Origin of the sequence: Cupriavidus sp. KB_39 (assembly GCF_052114485.1) — a bacterium.
Lineage (GTDB): Bacteria > Pseudomonadota > Gammaproteobacteria > Burkholderiales > Burkholderiaceae > Cupriavidus.
On sequence record NZ_JBFREV010000014.1, the window covers coordinates 1 to 17,028 of the forward strand.

Consider the following 17,028-nt stretch of genomic DNA (forward strand, 5'->3'; position numbering starts at 1 on the left):
CAGCCCGGCCAATAGGCAAAGACGCCAGACTGACGGGAACCATTTCGTTTCGCGGCGATGACGCGTATTGGCAGGCATGGACGAAGTCTTTGTCACAGTTCGGCATCCTCACCCTTGAGCGGATAGTTGGGATGCCAGTAGCCCATCATGGTGACGAACACCTTGACCTCCCCGCTGCGCAGGAAATGCACGGCAAATGCACCGCCTTCATCTGGTCCATACCGTGGCACTTCCACAATGCGCTCCATGGCGTTTTCCCCACCCCAGTCACTCCACCAGACAGTGACCGTCATCCCAGGTCGGTAGGCGCGTGGAATGCTGATGCAACAGGTATGTCCCCCGCCGCCGCGGTGTGCTCCCAGGTAGCCACCGCCATATTCGTTGACGCCAAAACTGTAGATGCTCCTGTTGGTATGGTTGTGGCCCACCAGATTCAACGTCATCCGGTCTTCGGTGCACCCGGTCAGTGGCAGGCACAGCCCGGCCAATAGGCAAAGACGCCAGACTGAGGGGAACCATTTCGTTTCGCGACGATACCGGACATTCGCAGGCATGGACGAAGTCTTTGTCACAGTTCGGCATCCTCACCCTTGAGCGGATAGTCCGGATGCCCGAGGCCCATCATGGTGACGAACACCTTGACCTCRCCGCCRCGCAGGAAATGGACAGCGAACCGGCCGCCCTCGTCGGGGCCATACCGTGGCACTTCCACGACGCGCTTTATGGCGTTCTYYCCATCCCAATCRCTCCCCCAGACCGTTACCGTCATGCCGGGCTTGTAGGCGCGTGGAATGCTGATGCAGCACGTGAAACCCCCGCCGCCGCGGTGTGCCTGCAGGTGGCCGCCGCCATACTCATTGACGCCATAGCGGTGGATGCTCCTGTCGGTATGGTTGTAGCCCACCAGATTCAACGTCATCTGGTCTTCGGTGCATCCTGTCAGTGGCAGGCACAGCCCGGCCAATAGGCAAAGACGCCAGACTGAGGGGAACCATTTCGTTTCGCGGCGATGACGCGTATTGGCAGGCATGGATAGAGTCTTTGTCACAGTTCGGCATCCTCACCCTTGAGCGGATAGTCCGGATGCCCGAGGCCCATCATGGTGACGAACACCTTGACCTCGCCGCCACGCAGGAAATGCACGGCAAAATGTCCGCCTTCATCCGGGCCATACCGTGGCACTTCCACGACGCGCTCCATGGCGTTTTCCCCACCCCAATCGCTCCACCAGACGGTTACCGTCATGCCTGGCTTGTAGGCACGCGGAATGCTCATGCAACACGTAAATTTTCCACCACCGGTGTGTGCTCCCAAGTAGCCGCCGCCATACTCATTGACAGCCGAAGCTGTAGATGCTGCGGTCGGTATGGTTGTATCCAAGAATGTCCAGTCCCATCTGGTCTTCGGTGCACTCTGTCAGCGGCAGGCACAGCCCCGCCAGCAGCGCCAGACGAAGCGTTCCCTTCCACCCTGCAGTACGGCCGATCGCGTGTGCCATCGATGAATCCCCCGGTTGCCATGGCATTGCACCTTAAACGCTGACCGGGGCACTGAAAATGCGTGAACGTTCACTTGCTGCGGRAGATCAGCAAGGRCGTTGATTTCATCGAACTACGATTCCCATTGATGGAGACGTTGTGTAGGCGCGCGCTGCGCTACACTCGAAGGTTGCCGCGCGCCATCCTTGCGCGGGTCCAAGCCACGCAGAAGGAGGGCCCTGATCCCATGTACGACAACCAGAACATCTTCGCCCGCATCCTGCGTGGCGAACTCCCGTGCTTCAAGATCTACGAGGACGCGGACACCATCGCGTTCATGGACATCATGCCGCAGACCGACGGCCACGCGCTGGTCGTGCCGAAGGAGCAGGCAGTGGACCTGTTCGGCCTGTCCGAGGCCGGCGCGGCGGCGGCGATCAAGTCCACGCAGCGCGTGGCGCGTGCCGTGCGCGAGGCCTTCCAGCCGGACGGCATGGTCATCACCCAGTTCAACGGCGTGGCGGCGGGACAGACCGTGCCGCACATCCATTTCCACATCGTGCCGCGCTACGCGGACCAGCCGATTCGCGGCCATGCGCGCGAGCAGCAGGACATGGCCGTGCTCAAGGAGCACGCCGAGCGCGTAATCGCGGCGCTGGCGAASCTGSCGGCCTGATCGGTCCCGATTTCATTCCCGGATACACGTAACGACACAAGGAAGTTCGACATGGCAATCAAGACAGTAGGCATCGTCGGTGCCGGCACGATGGGCAACGGCATCGCCCAGGCCTGCGCAGTAGCTGGCCTGGACGTGGTGATGGTCGATATCAGCGACGCCGCCGTGCAGAAGGGCATCGCCACGGTGGCCGGCAGCATGGACCGGCTGATCAAGAAGGAGAAGGCGACCGAGGCCGACAAGGCGGCGGCACTGGCGCGCATCCACGGCAGCACCGCCTACGACGACCTCAAGAAGGCCGATATCGTCATCGAGGCTGCCACCGAGAACCATGAGCTGAAGCTCAAGATCCTCAAGCAGATCGACAGCATCGTCGGCGCGCACGTGATCGTGGCGTCGAACACCTCGTCGATCTCGATCACCAAGCTGGCTGCGGCGATCTCGCGCCCGGACCACTTCATCGGCATGCACTTCTTCAACCCGGTGCCGATGATGGCGCTGGTGGAACTGATTCGCGGCCTGCAGACCAGCGATGCCACGCATGCSGACGTCGAAGCGCTGGCCAAGCGGCTGGGCAAGTATCCGATCACGGTGAAGAACAGCCCGGGCTTCGTGGTGAACCGCATTCTCTGCCCGATGATCAACGAGGCGTTCTGCGTGCTGGGCGAGGGCCTGGCGTCGCCGGAAGAAATCGACGAGGGGATGAAGCTGGGCTGCAATCATCCGATCGGGCCGCTGGCGCTGGCGGACATGATTGGCCTGGATACGATGCTGGCGGTGATGGAAGTGCTCTACACCGAGTTCGCCGATCCGAAGTACCGTCCGGCGATGCTGATGCGCGAGATGGTCGCCGCCGGCTACCTCGGCCGCAAGACCGGGCGTGGGGTTTACGTGTACAGCAAGTAAGTCGATAGCCTTGCCCCCTCTCCCCAGCGGGAGGGGGACTCACTCCCCGTACTGCCGCAATCCCTCCAGGTCGAGCACCTCGATCACCCCGTAGTCCACCCGCACCAGCCCCTGCTGTTCCAGCACCTTCAGCGCCTGGTTGGCGCGCTGCCGCGAGATGCCGGCGAGCAGGCCGATCTCCTCCTGCGAGATCTCCAGCGTATTCCCCAGCCCCGGATACAGGTGTTCGTTGAACAGCGACGACACCGCGCGCGCCACGCGCGAATCGATGTCCAGCAGCCGTTCGTACTCCACCGCCGCAATGAACTGCCCGAGCCGCTCGTTGAACTGCATCAGCAGGAAGCGCGTGAACGGCAGGCTGGTATCCAGCAGCCACTGAAAAGTCTCGCGCGGGATGAACGCGATGCGCGAGCGGCGCAGCGCCATCACGTCGTATTTGCGGATTTCCGACTTCAGCACCGCGCCTTCGCCGAACCAGCCGCCGGTCGGCACGCCGGTGAAGGTCACCGACTTGCCCGAGGGCGACACCGTGGTGATCTTGATGATGCCTTCCACCACCCCCAGCCAGTGTTCGGCCAGGTCGCCCTTGTGGCAGACATAGTCGCCCTGGCTGTACTCGCGCACGGTAGTCACGCGTTTGACACGCTCGCGCTGGGCCGGGCTGAGGTCCACGGCCCAGGCGCAACGGTCGATGAAATCATGGGAAATCGCCACTCGGTGCTCCCGTAGGGATTAACCCGGAATTGTCATCGGCGTGACAACCCGGGGGGATGGCATCGGCTATCTTACGATCACTACGGAACCGGCCCGGCCTGATGTCACAAGGCCTGGCGGCATGATGCGGTGCGAGAAGCGCCGCTTGGCGCCCAGTATAGCGACCGGTCCGGCGGCTTGATACCCGGCGTGGCCCCTACGCCCCCTGGGGGAGAGGAGACAGCGATGCAGGAATCGTCGGCAACGACCTTCCCGCGATGCCTGCTGGCGCACGCCACGCAGCGGCCGGACCATCCGGCCCATCGCGAGAAGGATCTCGGCATCTGGCAGACATATAGCTGGTCGCAAGCCGCGCGCGAGGTCCGCGCGCTCGCCTGCGGGCTGGCCGCGCTTGGGTTCCGGCGGGGCATGAACCTGGCCGTGGTGGGTGACAACCGCCCGCGTCTCTATTGGGCGATGACCGCCGCGCAGGCGCTCGGCGGCGTGCCGGTGCCGCTCTACCAGGACGCCATCGCCAACGAGATGGTCTATGTGCTGGAAGACGCCGAGATCGAATTCGCCGTGGTCGAGGACCAGGAGCAGGTGGACAAGCTGCTCGAGGTGGAGGCCCAGCTCGCCGCGCGCGGCCGCGCCGTGCGCCATCTGATCTACGAAGACCCGCGCGGCCTGCGCGACTACGACCATCCCTCGCTGCTCTCCTACGAACGCCTCCAGGAGATCGGCCGCGAGTACGATGCCGCGCACCCCGGATTCTTCGATGAGCAGGTGCAGGCCGGCCAGCCCGACGACACCGCGATCATCCTCTACACCTCCGGCACCACCGGCAAGCCCAAGGGGGTCTGCCATTCGCACGGCGGCCTGATCGGCGCGGCGCGCAACGGCTGCCAGTTCGACAAGCTCGGCCCCGCCGACGACGTGCTCTCCTACCTGCCGATGGCCTGGGTGGGCGACAACCTGTTCTCGTACGCGCAGGCGCTGGTCGCGGGCTTCACGGTGAACTGCCCGGAGTCCCGCGAGACCGTGATGACGGACCTGCGCGAGATCGGCCCCACCTACTACTTCGCGCCGCCGCGTATCTATGAAGGGCTGCTGACGCAGGTGATGATCCGCATGGAGGACGCTGGCTGGGTCAAGCGCCGCCTGTACGACTGGGCGATGGGCGTGGCGCGCCGCTGCGGCGCGGACATCCTCGACAAGCGCCCGGTGCCACTGGCGGACCGGCTGCGCTACGCGCTGGGCGAATGGGTGATCTACGGCCCGCTGCGCAACGTGCTCGGCATGAGCCGCATCCGCGTGGGCTACACCGCTGGCGAGGCGATCGGCCCGGACCTGTTCCGCTTCTATCGCTCCATCGGCGTGAACCTGAAGCAGTTCTACGGCCAGACCGAGACCTGCGCCTACGTGTGCCTGCAGCCGGACGGGCAGGTCAAGTTCGACTCGGTCGGCCCGGCCGCGCCGGGCATGGAGATCCGCATCGCCGACAACGGCGAGGTACTGGTGCGCGGCGTGGGGCTGCTGAAGTCCTACTACAAGCGTGACGACGCCACGCGGGAGGCCATCAACGACGAGGGCTATTTCATGACCGGCGACGCCGGCGTGATCGACGCCGACGGCCACCTCAAGATCATCGACCGCGCCAAGGACGTCGGCAAGCTGGCCGACGGGTCGATGTTCGCGCCGAAGTACATCGAGAAYAAGCTCAAGTTCTTCCCGTACATCAAGGAGGCGGTGGCCTTCGGCACGGACCGCGAATCGGTCTGCGCCTTCATCAACATCGATTTCGATGCGGTGGGCAACTGGGCCGAGCGCCGCCACCTGGCCTATGCCGGCTACGTGGACCTGGCCGCCCAGCCGGAAGTGATCGCGATGATCGCCGAATGCGTGGAACAGGTGAACRCCGACCTGGCGGCGGACGCCATGCTGGCCGGCTCGCAGGTGGCGCGCTTCCTGATCCTGCACAAGGAGCTGGACCCGGACGACGACGAACTGACGCGCACGCGCAAGGTGCGGCGCGGCTTTATCGCCGAGAAATACGCGGTGCTGGTCGAGGCGCTGTACGCGGGCAAGCCCGAGCAGTTCATCGAGACGCGCGTGAAGTTCGAGGATGGTCGCGAGGGCAGTGTCTCGGCCACGCTGAAGCTGGTGGACGTCAAGCGTTTCCCGCCCACGGGCGGCGCGCGCGCGGCATGAACAGGGGAATGGCATGACGCAGATGGCATGGCGCGTGGACGCCACGGGCACGATGGCGCCGGCAGGCACGATCACCGCGCCGGGGCACGCCGATGGCGTGCAGCACGAGGGGCTCCGCACCGGCGACGCGCTGGAGCCGGACTCCACCCTGCACACCCGCACGCGCGGCGACGTGATCCTGGACCTCCAGAACATCTCGCTCGCGTTCGGCGGCGTGAAGGCGCTGACCGACATCTCGTTCGATGTCTGCGAGCACGAGATCCGCGCGATCATCGGCCCGAACGGCGCCGGCAAGAGTTCGATGCTGAACGTGATCAACGGCGTCTATCACCCCCAGCAGGGCCGCATCGTGTTCCGGGGCGAGGAGCGGCGCCAGATGCATCCGACCGCCGCCGCGCGGCAGGGCATCGCGCGCACGTTCCAGAACATCGCGCTGTTCAAGGGCATGACCGTGCTGGACAACATCATGACCGGCCGCAACACCCAGTTCCGCACCGGCCTGTTCGCGCACGCGCTGTGGTGGGGCCCGGCGCGCGCCGAGGAGATCCGGCACCGGCACAAGGTGGAGGAGGTGATCGACTTCCTCGAGATCCAGGCCATCCGCAAGACCCCGGTGGGGCGCCTGCCGTACGGCCTGCAGAAGCGCGTGGAGCTGGCGCGCGCGCTGGCGGCGGAGCCGTCGATGCTGCTGCTGGACGAGCCCATGGCCGGCATGAACGTGGAAGAGAAGCAGGACATGTGCCGCTTCATCCTCGACGTGAACCAGCAGTTCGGCACCACCATCGTGCTGATCGAGCACGACATGGGCGTGGTCATGGACATCTCCGACCGCGTGGTCGTGCTCGACTACGGCAAGAAGATCGGCGACGGCACGCCCGAGGAGGTCAAGGCCAACCCCGACGTGRTTCGCGCCTACCTCGGCACCTCGCACTGAGCATCGGACCCCATCATGACCTTCTTCTTCGAAATCCTGATCGGCGGGCTGCTCTCCGGGCTGATGTACTCGCTCGTGGCGCTGGGCTTCGTGCTGATCTACAAGGCGTCCGGCGTGTTCAACTTCGCGCAGGGGGCGATGGTCTACTTCGCCGCGCTGGCCGTGGTGGGGCTGATGGACAAGGGCATGCCGATGTGGGCGGCGTTCATCGGCGCCTTCGTGGTCATGATCATCGTGGGCATCAGCACCGAGCGGCTGGTGCTGCGMAAGCTGGTCAACCAGCCGCCGATCACGCTGTTCATGGCGACCATCGGGCTGTCGTTCTTCCTGGAGGGGCTCGGGCCGCTGCTGTTCGGTAACGAGGTGCGGCCGATCAACCTCGGCATCGTGGACGAGCCGATCGAGGCCATCCTCACCCGCTTCAACATCGTTATCTCGAAGTTCGACCTGGCCGCCGCCGCGATTGCCGCCGTGCTGGTGGCCGCGCTGGCGCTGTTCTTCCAGTACACCAAGGTGGGGCGGGCGCTGCGYGCGGTGGCGGATGACCACCAGGCGGCGCTCTCGCTCGGCATTCCGCTCCAGCACATCTGGGCGATCGTCTGGGGCGTGGCCGGCTTCGTGGCGCTGGTGGCGGGCATGCTCTGGGGCTCGCGCAACGGCGTGCAGTTCGCGCTGACGCTGACCGCGCTCAAGGCGCTGCCGGTGCTGATCCTGGGCGGCTTCACCTCGGTGCCGGGGGCCATCGTCGGCGGGCTGATCATCGGCGCCTCAGAGAAGCTGGCCGAGATCTACATCCCGCCCGTGTTCCAGGCGATGTTCGGCGGCAACTTCGGCGGCATCGAAGGCTGGTTCCCCTATGTATTCGCGTTGCTGTTCCTGCTGGTGCGGCCCGAAGGGCTGTTCGGCGAGAAGCACATCGACCGCGTGTAACCCGTCCGGAGACCGACACCATGCTCTATCGTGAAGCCGGGCAGTTCAAGACCAGCTACATCGCCGACAGCCAGATCTTCCCGATCCGCCAGGACCGCATCGGTTTTGCCGTGCTGATGGCAGTGGCCTTCGTCGCGGTGCCGTTCACCGCCTCGGAATACTGGTTCAACGCGATCCTGATCCCGTTCCTGATCTTCTCGCTCGCGGCGCTGGGGCTGAATATCCTGACCGGCTACGCCGGCCAGCTCTCGCTGGGCACGGCGGCCTTCATGGCCGTGGGCGCGTACGCGGCGTACAACTTCCAGTTGCGGATCGAAGGCATCCCGGTGCTGGCCACCTTCCTCCTGGCCGGGCTGTCGGCGGCACTGGTGGGCGTGGCGTTCGGGCTGCCCTCGTTGCGGATCAAGGGCTTCTATCTCGCCGTGGCCACGCTGGCGGCGCAGTTCTTCGTGGTCTGGGCGCTGACCAAGTTTCCCTGGCTGTCGAACAACAGCTCGTCGGGCGTGATCACGGCGCAGCGGCTGGACCTGTTCGGCTTCACCATCGACACCCCGGTGCGCAAGTACCTGTTCGTGCTCGCCTTCGTCACGGTGCTGGCCTTCGTCGCCAAGAACCTGGTGCGCTCGGCCACCGGCCGCGCCTGGATGGCCGTGCGGGACATGGACGTGGCCGCCGAGGTCATCGGCATTCCGCTGATGCGCACCAAGCTGCTCGCCTTCGCGGTCAGCTCGTTCTACTGCGGCGTGGCCGGCGCGCTCTATGCGTTCTGCTACCTCGGCTCGGTGGAGCCGGACGGCTTCTCGCTCGACCTCTCGTTCCGCATCCTGTTCATGATCATCATCGGCGGGGTAGGCAGCATCCTCGGCTCCTTCCTCGGCGCCGCGTTCATCCTGCTGCTGCCGATCTTCCTCGACAACGTGCTGCCCGGCCTGGCCGCGCTGCTGCACCTGCCGTTCACGAACGCCACGGTGTCGCACATCCAGCTGATGGTGTTCGGCGCGCTGATCATCTTCTTCCTGATCGTGGAGCCGCACGGGCTGGCGCGGCTGTGGCAGATCGCCAAGGAGAAGCTGCGGCTCTGGCCGTTCCCGCATTGATTCATCGTCGTAGCCCATAACAACGCCCGTCTACGAGGCGAAAGGTCAAGGAGACTGTCATGACAACCCTGATTCGCAATGTGCAGCGCGCCGCCCTGGTGGTTGGYGTGGCGGCGGCGCTGCTGGCGCCGTCGCTGCCGGCGCTGGCGCAGGCCAACGAGCAGTTCGTGGCGTTGCCGAGCTACCGCGTGGGGCCCTACGGCGCCAACGGCCAGTCGTTCTACGGYGGCTTCATCGACTACCTGAACTACGTCAACCTCAAGGATGGCGGCATCAACGGCGTGAAGCTGAGCTGGGAAGAGTGCGAGACCGAGTACAACAACGCCAAGGGCGTGGAGTGCTACGAGCGGCTCAAGTCGAAGAACGCGACGACCAAGGGCACCGCGTACCACTCGATGTCCACCGGCATCTCCTACGCACTGGTCGACAAGACCGCCGCCGACAAGGTGCCGCTGGTGATGATGGGCTACGGCCGCACGGACGCCGTGGACGGCTCGGTGTTCCCGTACGCGTTCCCGCTGGTCACCACGTACCAGATGCAGGTGTCGGCCATCGTCAAGTACCTGGCCACCAAGAGCGGCGGCTCGCTCAACGGCAAGAAGATCGTCTACCTGTACCACGACTCGGCCTACGGCAAGGAGCCGATCGTCGCCCTGCAGGCGGAGGCGCGGCTGAACAAGTTCAACCTGGTGGAGATTCCGGTGGCGCACCCCGGCAACGAGCAGGGCGCCCAGTGGCTCAAGATCCGCCAGGAGAATCCGGACTACGTGATCTTCTGGGGCTGGGGCGTGATGAACCAGACCGCGCTGAAGGCGGCGCAGAAGGTGGGCTTCCCGCGCGACAAGATGATCGGCTCCTGGTGGGCTGGCTCCGAGGAAGACACCGTGCCGGCCGGCGACGCCGCCAAGGGCTACATGAGCGCGACGTGGAACGTGGCGGGCCGCAACGTGCCGCTGATCGCCGACATCGACAAGGTGGTGTACGGCGCCGGCAAGGGCAATATGCAGGACCGCAACAAGGTCGGCTCGGTGCTCTATAACCGCGGCGTTTCGGCGGCCGTGGTGACCGTGGAGGCGATCCGCGTGGCGCAGGACAAGTTCGGCAAGGGCAAGATGATGTCCGGCGACCAGATGCGCTGGGCCTTCGAGAACCTGAACGTGACCAACGCGCGCCTGCAGCAGCTGGGCGCCACCGGCCTGCTGCCCGAGATCAAGACGAGCTGCGACAACCACGAGGGCTCCGGCAAGGTGAAGATCCAGCAGTGGGATGGCGCCAAGTGGGTGGTGGTGTCTGACTGGATCGAGGGCAACAAGGCGCTGATCCACCCGCTGTTCAAGGCCAACGCGGCGCAGTACGCGAAGGAGAAGGGCATTACGCCGGCCTGCGCGAAGTCGTAAGCGCGGCCTGCGGTTGTCTCCCCTCTTCCGCAAGCGGGAGAGGGGAGCGCAAAACCAGCGGCATTTGAGGTGTCCATCCATGTCCCTGCTATCCGTCAACAACATCGAAGTCATCTACGACCACGTGATCCTGGTGCTCAAGGGGGTCTCGCTGGAGGTGCCCGAAGGCCGCATCGTGGCGCTGCTCGGCGCCAACGGGGCCGGCAAGACCACCACGCTCAAGGCGATCTCGAACCTGCTCCACGCCGAGCGCGGCGACGTGACCAAGGGCTCCATCGAATATCGCGGTAATCGCGTGGACCAGCTCACGCCCAACGACCTCGTCAAGCGCGGGGTGATCCAGGTCATGGAGGGGCGCCATTGCTTCGCCCACCTGACCATCGAGGAAAACCTGCTCACCGGCGCCTACACGCGCGGGCTGTCGCGCGCAGACACGCGCCACGAGCTGGAGAAGATCTACACCTACTTCCCGCGCCTGCAGACGCGGCGCAAGTCCCAGGCTGGCTATACCTCGGGCGGCGAGCAGCAGATGTGCGCGATCGGGCGGGCGATGATGGCCAAGCCGGCGATGATCCTGCTCGACGAGCCGTCCATGGGCCTGGCCCCGCAGATCGTCGAGGAGATCTTCGAGATCGTGCGCGACCTGAACACGCGCGAGAAGGTCAGCTTCCTGCTGGCCGAGCAGAACACGATGGTGGCGCTGCGCTACGCCGACTACGGCTACATCCTSGAGAACGGCCGCGTGGTCATGGACGGCGAGGCCGAATCGCTGCGCACCAACGAGGACGTCAAGGAGTTCTACCTGGGCGTGGCCGCCAACGATGCCGATGGCGCCGCGCGCAAGTCGTTCCGCGATGTGAAGAGCTATCGGCGCCGCAAGCGCTGGCTGGCCTGAATTCCTACCCCTCCCGCACCATGGCTGACTATTTCGATTCGCTGGAAACGCGCACGCCGGCCGAGCGCGAGGCCGCGCTGCTGGCCGCCCTCGCGCGCCAGGTGGCGCACGCGCAGGCCCACGCGCCTTACTTCGCCGAGGTGCTGTGCGATGTGGACCCGCGCGACCTCACCTCCCGCGCCGCGCTGGCGGCGCTGCCGGTGACGCGCAAGTCGGAGTTGACCGCCCGCCAGCGCACCGCGCCGCCGCTGGGTGGCCTCAACGCTACGCCCATCGGCGGGCTGCGGCATGTGTTCCAGTCGCCGGGACCGATCCATGAGCCGGACGGCCATGCCGATGACTGGTGGCGCATCGCGCGCGCCATGTTCGCGGCCGGTTTCCGCGCCGGCGAGCTGGTCTACAACACCTTCTCGTACCACTTCACGCCGGCCGGCATGATGATGGAATCGGGCGCACACCGGTTGGGCTGCTGCGTGTTCCCGGCGGGCGTCGGCCAGACCGAATCGCAGGTGCAGGCCATGGCGGCGCTGCAGCCGTCCGCCTATGCCGGCACGCCATCGTTCCTGAAGCTGCTGATCGAGCGGGGCGCCGAGCTGGGGCTGCCGTGCGCGAGCCTGTCGAAGGCGCTAGTCACCGGCGAAGCCTGCCCGCCGCCGCTGCGCGCATGGCTGCAGGACCATGGCGTGACCGTGCGCCAGATGTACGGCACCGCCGACGTGGGGCTGATCGCCTACGAAACCGAGGGCGGCGACGGCTGGGTGGTCGATGAAGGCGTGCTGGTGGAGATCGTCGAGCCGGGCGGCACGCAGCCGATGCCCGAGGGCGAGACCGGCGAGGTCGTGGTGACGGTGCTCGGCAACGGCGACTATCCGCTGATCCGTTTCGGCACGGGCGACCTGTCGGCCATCGTCAGCGACTCCTCGCACCGCGCCAGCCCATGCGGGCGCACCAATATCCGGCTCAAGGGCTGGCTGGGGCGCGCGGACCAGACCACCAAGGTCAAGGGGATGTTCGTCCATCCCGGGCAGGTGGCGGATGTGGTGCGCCGCCATCCCGAGATCCGCGCCGCAAGGCTGGTGGTGACCGGCATGGTCGGCGCGGACACCATGACGCTGCACTGCGACGCCACGCGCGAGGACGACGGACTGGCGCACGCCATTGCCGATTCGATCCGCGACGTCATGCGCCTGCGYGGCGAGGTGCGCTTCGTGGCGGCAGGGTCGCTGCCGCAGGATGGCAAGGTGATCGAGGACGCGCGCAGTTACGACTGAGGGGATTGGGGCGGCTCCGCCGCCTCACCATACCCACCCCGGGGCCGGGTCGGCAGCCGCACCATCCAGATGGTCACGGYGGCGCCCACCGCCAGCAGCGTCAGCGAGGACACCGGCCGCCCGCGCAGCAGCCAGGCGGTGGTCCCCATCGAAATCCACATCATCGACAGCGCCAGGCACTTGGCGCGCAGCGGAATGCTGCGATGCGCCTGCCAGTCCCGCACCAGCGGGCCGAAGCGCGGGTGCGAGATCAGCCAGTCGTGGAAGCGCTCCGAGCCGCGCGCGAAGCAGGCGGCCGCCAGCAGGACAAACGGGGTGGTGGGCAGCAGCGGCAGGAAAATGCCGATGAAGCCGAGCACCAGCGACACGACGCCGCAGGTGACCCAGAATGCCCGGATCACGCGCTCGCGGTGCGTGAGCGCGTCGCTGGCGTTGCCTGGGGAGCGGGGCCGGCGGGTGTCGCCGGCGGGGCGTTCGGAGTCGGTCGGGTGCAAAGGAAGGGGCGAAAAGGAGCGAGGGCGAAAAAACGCCCCTATCGTACCAGTCCGAGCCGAGCGCGCGCGGCGTCGTACTCTTCCTTCATGCGCGCGATGATCTCGCCGGCCGTGGCAATGTCCTCGATCTGGCCCACGCCCTGGCCAGCGCCCCAGATGTCCTTCCACGCCTTGGTCTTGGAGCTGCCGCTCGAGAAGTCCATCTTGGTCTTGTCCGCCACGGGCAGGTTGTCCGGGTCGAGCCCCGAATTGCTGATGCTCTCGCGGATGTAGTTGCCGTGCACGCCCGTGAACAGGTTCGTGTAGACGATGTCCGAGGCCGCCGCGCTGGTGATCGACTGCTTGTACTCCGCGCTCGCGTGGGCTTCCTGCGAGGCGATGAAGCGCGTGCCCACGTAGGCGAAATCGGCGCCCATGGCCTGGGCGGCCAGCACGGCGTCGCCGGTGGCGATGGAGCCAGACAGCGCGATGGGACCGTCGAAGATCTTGCGCACCTCGCCCACCAGCGCGAACGGCGAGAGCATGCCGGCATGGCCGCCGGCGCCAGCCGCCACCAGGATCAGGCCGTCCACGCCCGCCTCGATGGCCTTCTCGGCGTGGCGCAGGCTGATCACGTCGTGCAGCACGATGCCGCCATAGCTGTGCACGGCATCGATCATTTCCTTGACCGGCGCGCGCAGCGAGGTGATGAAGATGGGTACCTTGTGGTCGACGCAGACCTTCACGTCGTGCTCCAGCCGCGCGTTGGACGCATGGACGATCTGGTTCACGGCGATCGGGCCGACGCGCTTGCCCGGGTTTGCGGCCTGGAACGCGGCCAGGTCCTCCTGCATCWGCGTCAGCCATTCGTCGAGCAGCTCCGCCGGGCGTGCGTTGAGCGCGGGGAAGGAGCCGACGATGCCGGCCTTGCACTGCGCCAGCACCAGTTCCGGATAGCTGACGATAAACATCGGCGAGGCGATGACGGGCAGGGCCAGGTTCTGCAGGATCGGCGGCAAGGTCGTGGCGGCGGGCATGGGGTCTCCTCTGATCGGGTCGCAAATTGAACGATCGTTCGATTATAGGGACTTTCGCTCCGGATGGCGCCGCCCGGACCGYCGCCCGGCCTAGAGGCCCGCTTCCATTCCGCCAGGAGAGACGGACAAAAAAATGCCCCGCCGGGTAGGCGGGGCAATTACCACGAAGACTGATAAGAAGAGGCAGTGAGACACCTGCCAATGCCTCACCGCGAGACGAAGCATAGACGGTGAATATGACCGTCAGAAGTCAAAACCGAGGGTTTATACCGGGGTGCCCGGGCGCCCTCGGCCCCTGTCACACCTTCTCGAGCAGCAGGCCCTTCAGGTATTCCCCTTCCGGGAAGGCCGCCGACATCGGATGGTCGGTGCCCGCCGAGAGCCGGCGCAGGATGCGCGCGTCGCAGCGGGCATCGGTGGCCGCGCCWGCCACGATCTTCTGGAACAGYTCCATGCTGATGGCGCCCGAGCACGAGTACGTGAACAGCAGGCCGCCCGGCCGCAGCAGTTGCATGCCGACAAGGTTGATTTCCTTGTAGGCGCGCGCGGCGCGGTCGATGTGCTGCGCCGACGGGGCGAACTTGGGCGGGTCCAGCACGATCAGGTCGAACTGGCGGCCCTCGGCGCGGAACTCGCGCAGCGTCTTGAACACGTCGGCGTCGAGCCAGGTCGCCCGTTCGGCGTCGAAGCCGTTCAGCGTGACGTTGTTCGCGGCGATCTTGAGCGCCTCGCCCGACGAGTCGATCGACGTCACCGCCGTGGCGCCGCCCCGCAGCGCGGCCAGCGAGAAGCCGCCCGTGTAGCAGAAGCAGTTCAGCACCTCRCGCCCTTCGGCCAGATCGCCGACGAGCTTGCGGTTGTCGCGCTGGTCGACGTAGAAGCCCGTCTTGTGGCCGTTGCGCACGTCCACGTAGTAGCGCACGCCGTGTTCGGTCACGGACAGCTCCGGGTCCGGCTCGGCGCCAGCCAGCACGCCGGTCACCAGCGGCAGGCCCTCGCGCTGGCGCACGGCGGCGTCGGAGCGCTCGTAGACATTCGGGCAGCCGGTCTCCTTGACCAGCGCCTGCACCAGCGCCTCCTTCCACTGCTCCACGCCGGCCGAATTGAACTGGCAGACCAGCTGGCCCTTGTCGCCGCTGCCGTAATAGTCGACAACCAGCCCGGGCAGGCGGTCCGCCTCGCCGAAGATCAGCCGTACCGCGTCGGTATCGCGCACCCACTGGCGCCGATGGGCCACCGCGGCGGCCACGCGGCGCTTGAACAGCGCGTGGTCGACCGGCTCGTTCTCGTCGAACGTCCACACCCGTGCGCGGATCTGCGACTCGGGGCTGTAGGCGCCGCGTGCCAGGAAACGGCCGTCCGCGGCGCGGATGACCACCGTGGTGCCGGTCTCGCAGCGGCCTTCGGTGGAGGCGATGCCGGTGGCGTACACCCAGGGGTGGCGGCGGAGCAGGGATTTTTCCTTGCCCGGTTTGAGCGTGATGGCGTTCATGCGCTTACAGCACCACCTTCACCATCGGATGCGACGTCAGCGCGCGGTAYAAATCGTCCAGCTGCTCGCGGCTGGTCACCCAGACCGTCACGGTCAGGCCCAGATAATTGCCGTTGCGCGATGGACGCATCTCCATCTTGCCGGCGTGGAAGTTCGGGTCGAAGTCCTGCACCAGGGTCACGATCGCCTCGGCAAAGCCGTCCTGCATCGCGCCCATGACCTTGATGGGGAAGTCGCTCGGGTACTCGATCAGCGAGGCCTGCGGCGGAATGCTGCCGGGCTGCTGACCATCGTTCGAATCGGTCGTCATGTTCGTGCTCTCGCGTGTGTGCGGATTACTTGCGCTTGAACCAGAGGCGGATGGTGTCCCACAGGCGGCCGAAGAAGCCGGCCTCGGGCACGTCCTCGAGCGCCACCACCGGGAACTCGCCCACCTTCGTGGTGCCGTCCATCAGCTTGACCGTGCCGACCTGCTGGCCGACCGCGATCGGGGCCAGCAGCAGTTCCTGGCGCTCCAGCACCGGCTTCAGGCGGCTGCCCGTGCCCTTGGGCACCGTGACGAAGGTCTCGTTGGACACGCCGATCTTGACCGTGCCGGCGGCGCCCTTGTAGATCTCGGGCGTGGCCAGGACCTGGCCCTTGTCGTACAGGCGCAGGGTGTCGAAGAACTGGAAGCCGTAGTTCAGGATCTTCAGGCTTTCCTGCGTGCGCACCTGCTCGCTGGTGGTGCCGATCACGATCGACACCAGGCGGCGGTTGCCGTTCGGCACGTTGGCGAGCGGGCGCTGCGCCGACGAGATCAGGCAGTAGCCGGCCGACTTGGTGTGGCCCGTCTTCACGCCGTCCACGGTGGGGTCGATGTACAGCAGGCGGTTGCGGTTCGGCTGCTTGATCTTGTTATAGGTGAACTCCTTTTGCGAGTACATGCCGTAGTACTCGGGGAAGTCCTTGATCAGGCGCGTGGTCATCGTGGCCAGGTCCACCGCCGTGGTGTAGTGCTCCGGGTCGGGAATGCCGTCCGTGTTCGTGAAGTGCGTGCCCTTGAGGCCCATGCGCTGGGCCTCGCGGTTCATCATCGCCACGAAGCCTTCCTCGGAACCGCCCACGGCCTCGGCCAGCGCCAGCGCGGCGTCGTTGCCGGACTGGACGATCAGGCCCATCAGCAGGTCCTGCACGCTGACCGGCTTGTTCGGCTCGATGAACATGCGCGATTCGTCGCTTTTCACCTTCAGCACGACGTTGGTCGGCACCACGGTCTGGTCCATCGTCAGGCGCTTTTCCTTGACCGCCTGGAAGGCCAGGTAGGCCGTCATGATCTTGGTCAGCGAGGCCGGCTCGATGCGCAGGTCCGCGTTCTGCGAGGCCAGCGCCTGGCCGCTCGTCACGTCGTACAGCATCCAGGACTTGGCGGCGACCTGCGGGGTCGGCACGCCCTGCGCCAGCACGGCGGCAGGGGCGGCGAGCGCGACAGTAACGGCAATAGCGACGGGGGCAAGGGCGGACGCGAAGCGCGGCGTGGCTCTGTTCATAGGTGCGAA

19 protein-coding genes are annotated in these 17,028 nt (G+C 66.2%); 9 read left to right on the forward strand and 10 right to left on the reverse strand.

The window, feature by feature from the left end:
- Positions 1-92 precede the first annotated feature (92 nt).
- The 4 genes from AB4Z27_RS12820 to AB4Z27_RS12835 form a co-directional block, all read right to left on the reverse strand.
- A complete protein-coding gene (locus AB4Z27_RS12820) occupies positions 93-443 on the reverse strand; it encodes a DUF3304 domain-containing protein (RefSeq protein ID WP_222944701.1) in 351 nt (116 codons plus the stop codon).
- Between the two features lie 125 nt (positions 444-568).
- Complete coding sequence (locus AB4Z27_RS12825; protein WP_441644572.1) at positions 569-1,030, reverse strand: DUF3304 domain-containing protein; 462 nt, start codon at positions 1,028-1,030, stop codon at positions 569-571.
- Positions 1,031-1,044: 14 nt separating this feature from the next.
- Positions 1,045-1,380, reverse strand: a complete 336-nt coding sequence (locus AB4Z27_RS12830) for a DUF3304 domain-containing protein (RefSeq protein ID WP_441644573.1) — start codon at positions 1,378-1,380, stop codon at positions 1,045-1,047.
- Positions 1,331-1,498 (reverse strand): hypothetical protein, encoded by a 168-nt coding sequence (locus AB4Z27_RS12835; protein ID WP_441644574.1) that lies wholly within the window; start codon positions 1,496-1,498, stop codon positions 1,331-1,333. The genes AB4Z27_RS12830 and AB4Z27_RS12835 overlap by 50 nt, the downstream gene beginning before the upstream one ends.
- A 227-nt stretch (positions 1,499-1,725) precedes the next feature.
- Between AB4Z27_RS12835 and AB4Z27_RS12840 the strand changes: the two genes are divergently transcribed.
- Together AB4Z27_RS12840 and AB4Z27_RS12845 are read left to right on the forward strand one after the other, a co-directional pair.
- Positions 1,726-2,154, forward strand: coding sequence for an HIT family protein (locus AB4Z27_RS12840; RefSeq protein WP_441644575.1), 429 nt, complete (start codon positions 1,726-1,728; stop codon positions 2,152-2,154).
- 51 nt (positions 2,155-2,205) lie between these two features.
- A complete protein-coding gene (locus AB4Z27_RS12845; RefSeq protein WP_441591381.1) occupies positions 2,206-3,060 on the forward strand; it encodes a 3-hydroxybutyryl-CoA dehydrogenase in 855 nt (284 codons plus the stop codon).
- 39 nt (positions 3,061-3,099) lie between these two features.
- Here AB4Z27_RS12845 and AB4Z27_RS12850 read toward each other — a convergent pair whose 3' ends face one another.
- Positions 3,100-3,768 carry a Crp/Fnr family transcriptional regulator gene (locus AB4Z27_RS12850; protein ID WP_092292105.1) on the reverse strand — a complete coding sequence of 223 codons (669 nt, stop codon included), beginning with the start codon at positions 3,766-3,768 and terminating at the stop codon, positions 3,100-3,102.
- A gap of 231 nt (positions 3,769-3,999) precedes the next feature.
- Here AB4Z27_RS12850 and AB4Z27_RS12855 point away from each other — a divergent pair, with 231 nt between their 5' ends.
- The 7 genes from AB4Z27_RS12855 to AB4Z27_RS12885 all read left to right on the forward strand — a co-directional run bounded on the left by AB4Z27_RS12855 (position 4,000) and on the right by AB4Z27_RS12885 (position 12,488).
- Positions 4,000-5,964 carry an AMP-dependent synthetase/ligase gene (locus AB4Z27_RS12855; protein ID WP_441644576.1) on the forward strand — a complete coding sequence of 655 codons (1,965 nt, stop codon included), beginning with the start codon at positions 4,000-4,002 and terminating at the stop codon, positions 5,962-5,964.
- A gap of 13 nt (positions 5,965-5,977) precedes the next feature.
- Positions 5,978-6,898 (forward strand): ABC transporter ATP-binding protein, encoded by a 921-nt coding sequence (locus AB4Z27_RS12860; RefSeq protein ID WP_441644577.1) that lies wholly within the window; start codon positions 5,978-5,980, stop codon positions 6,896-6,898.
- Positions 6,899-6,913: 15 nt separating this feature from the next.
- Positions 6,914-7,828, forward strand: a complete 915-nt coding sequence (locus AB4Z27_RS12865) for a branched-chain amino acid ABC transporter permease (RefSeq protein ID WP_092291543.1) — start codon at positions 6,914-6,916, stop codon at positions 7,826-7,828.
- Between the two features lie 20 nt (positions 7,829-7,848).
- Positions 7,849-8,925, forward strand: coding sequence for a branched-chain amino acid ABC transporter permease (locus AB4Z27_RS12870; protein ID WP_092291545.1), 1,077 nt, complete (start codon positions 7,849-7,851; stop codon positions 8,923-8,925).
- 59 nt (positions 8,926-8,984) lie between these two features.
- Positions 8,985-10,322, forward strand: coding sequence for an ABC transporter substrate-binding protein (locus AB4Z27_RS12875; RefSeq protein ID WP_092291547.1), 1,338 nt, complete (start codon positions 8,985-8,987; stop codon positions 10,320-10,322).
- 79 nt (positions 10,323-10,401) lie between these two features.
- Positions 10,402-11,217, forward strand: a complete 816-nt coding sequence (locus tag AB4Z27_RS12880) for an ABC transporter ATP-binding protein (protein WP_092291549.1) — start codon at positions 10,402-10,404, stop codon at positions 11,215-11,217.
- A gap of 20 nt (positions 11,218-11,237) precedes the next feature.
- Entirely contained in the window at positions 11,238-12,488 is a 1,251-nt protein-coding gene (locus tag AB4Z27_RS12885; RefSeq protein WP_441644578.1) for a phenylacetate--CoA ligase family protein, read from the forward strand.
- Here the strand turns inward: AB4Z27_RS12885 and AB4Z27_RS12890 are convergent.
- From AB4Z27_RS12890 to AB4Z27_RS12910, 5 genes are all read right to left on the reverse strand, one after another.
- A complete protein-coding gene (locus tag AB4Z27_RS12890; RefSeq protein WP_441644579.1) occupies positions 12,479-12,982 on the reverse strand; it encodes a YbaN family protein in 504 nt (167 codons plus the stop codon). The genes AB4Z27_RS12885 and AB4Z27_RS12890 overlap by 10 nt on opposite strands.
- Positions 12,983-13,020: 38 nt before the next feature.
- On the reverse strand, positions 13,021-13,998 hold the full coding sequence (locus AB4Z27_RS12895; RefSeq protein WP_441644580.1) for an NAD(P)H-dependent flavin oxidoreductase: 978 nt from the start codon (positions 13,996-13,998) through the stop codon (positions 13,021-13,023).
- 298 nt (positions 13,999-14,296) lie between these two features.
- Positions 14,297-15,490 (reverse strand): class I SAM-dependent rRNA methyltransferase, encoded by a 1,194-nt coding sequence (locus tag AB4Z27_RS12900; RefSeq protein WP_092291555.1) that lies wholly within the window; start codon positions 15,488-15,490, stop codon positions 14,297-14,299.
- Positions 15,491-15,494: 4 nt separating this feature from the next.
- Positions 15,495-15,800 carry a YbeD family protein gene (locus AB4Z27_RS12905; RefSeq protein ID WP_092291557.1) on the reverse strand — a complete coding sequence of 102 codons (306 nt, stop codon included), beginning with the start codon at positions 15,798-15,800 and terminating at the stop codon, positions 15,495-15,497.
- Positions 15,801-15,825: 25 nt separating this feature from the next.
- Positions 15,826-17,019 carry a D-alanyl-D-alanine carboxypeptidase family protein gene (locus tag AB4Z27_RS12910; RefSeq protein WP_092291560.1) on the reverse strand — a complete coding sequence of 398 codons (1,194 nt, stop codon included), beginning with the start codon at positions 17,017-17,019 and terminating at the stop codon, positions 15,826-15,828.
- Positions 17,020-17,028: the final 9 nt, after the last annotated feature.

What these genes read in the sequence shown, in the direction of transcription:
- AB4Z27_RS12910 (WP_092291560.1), bottom strand. Translation starts at nt 17,019, where the DNA reads ATGAACAGAGCCACGCCGCGCTTCGCGTCCGCCCTTGCCCCCGTCGCT.
- AB4Z27_RS12820 (WP_222944701.1), bottom strand. Translation starts at nt 443, where the DNA reads ATGACGTTGAATCTGGTGGGCCACAACCATACCAACAGGAGCATCTAC.
- AB4Z27_RS12835 (WP_441644574.1), bottom strand. Translation starts at nt 1,498, where the DNA reads ATGGCACACGCGATCGGCCGTACTGCAGGGTGGAAGGGAACGCTTCGT.
- AB4Z27_RS12870 (WP_092291545.1), top strand. Translation starts at nt 7,849, where the DNA reads ATGCTCTATCGTGAAGCCGGGCAGTTCAAGACCAGCTACATCGCCGAC.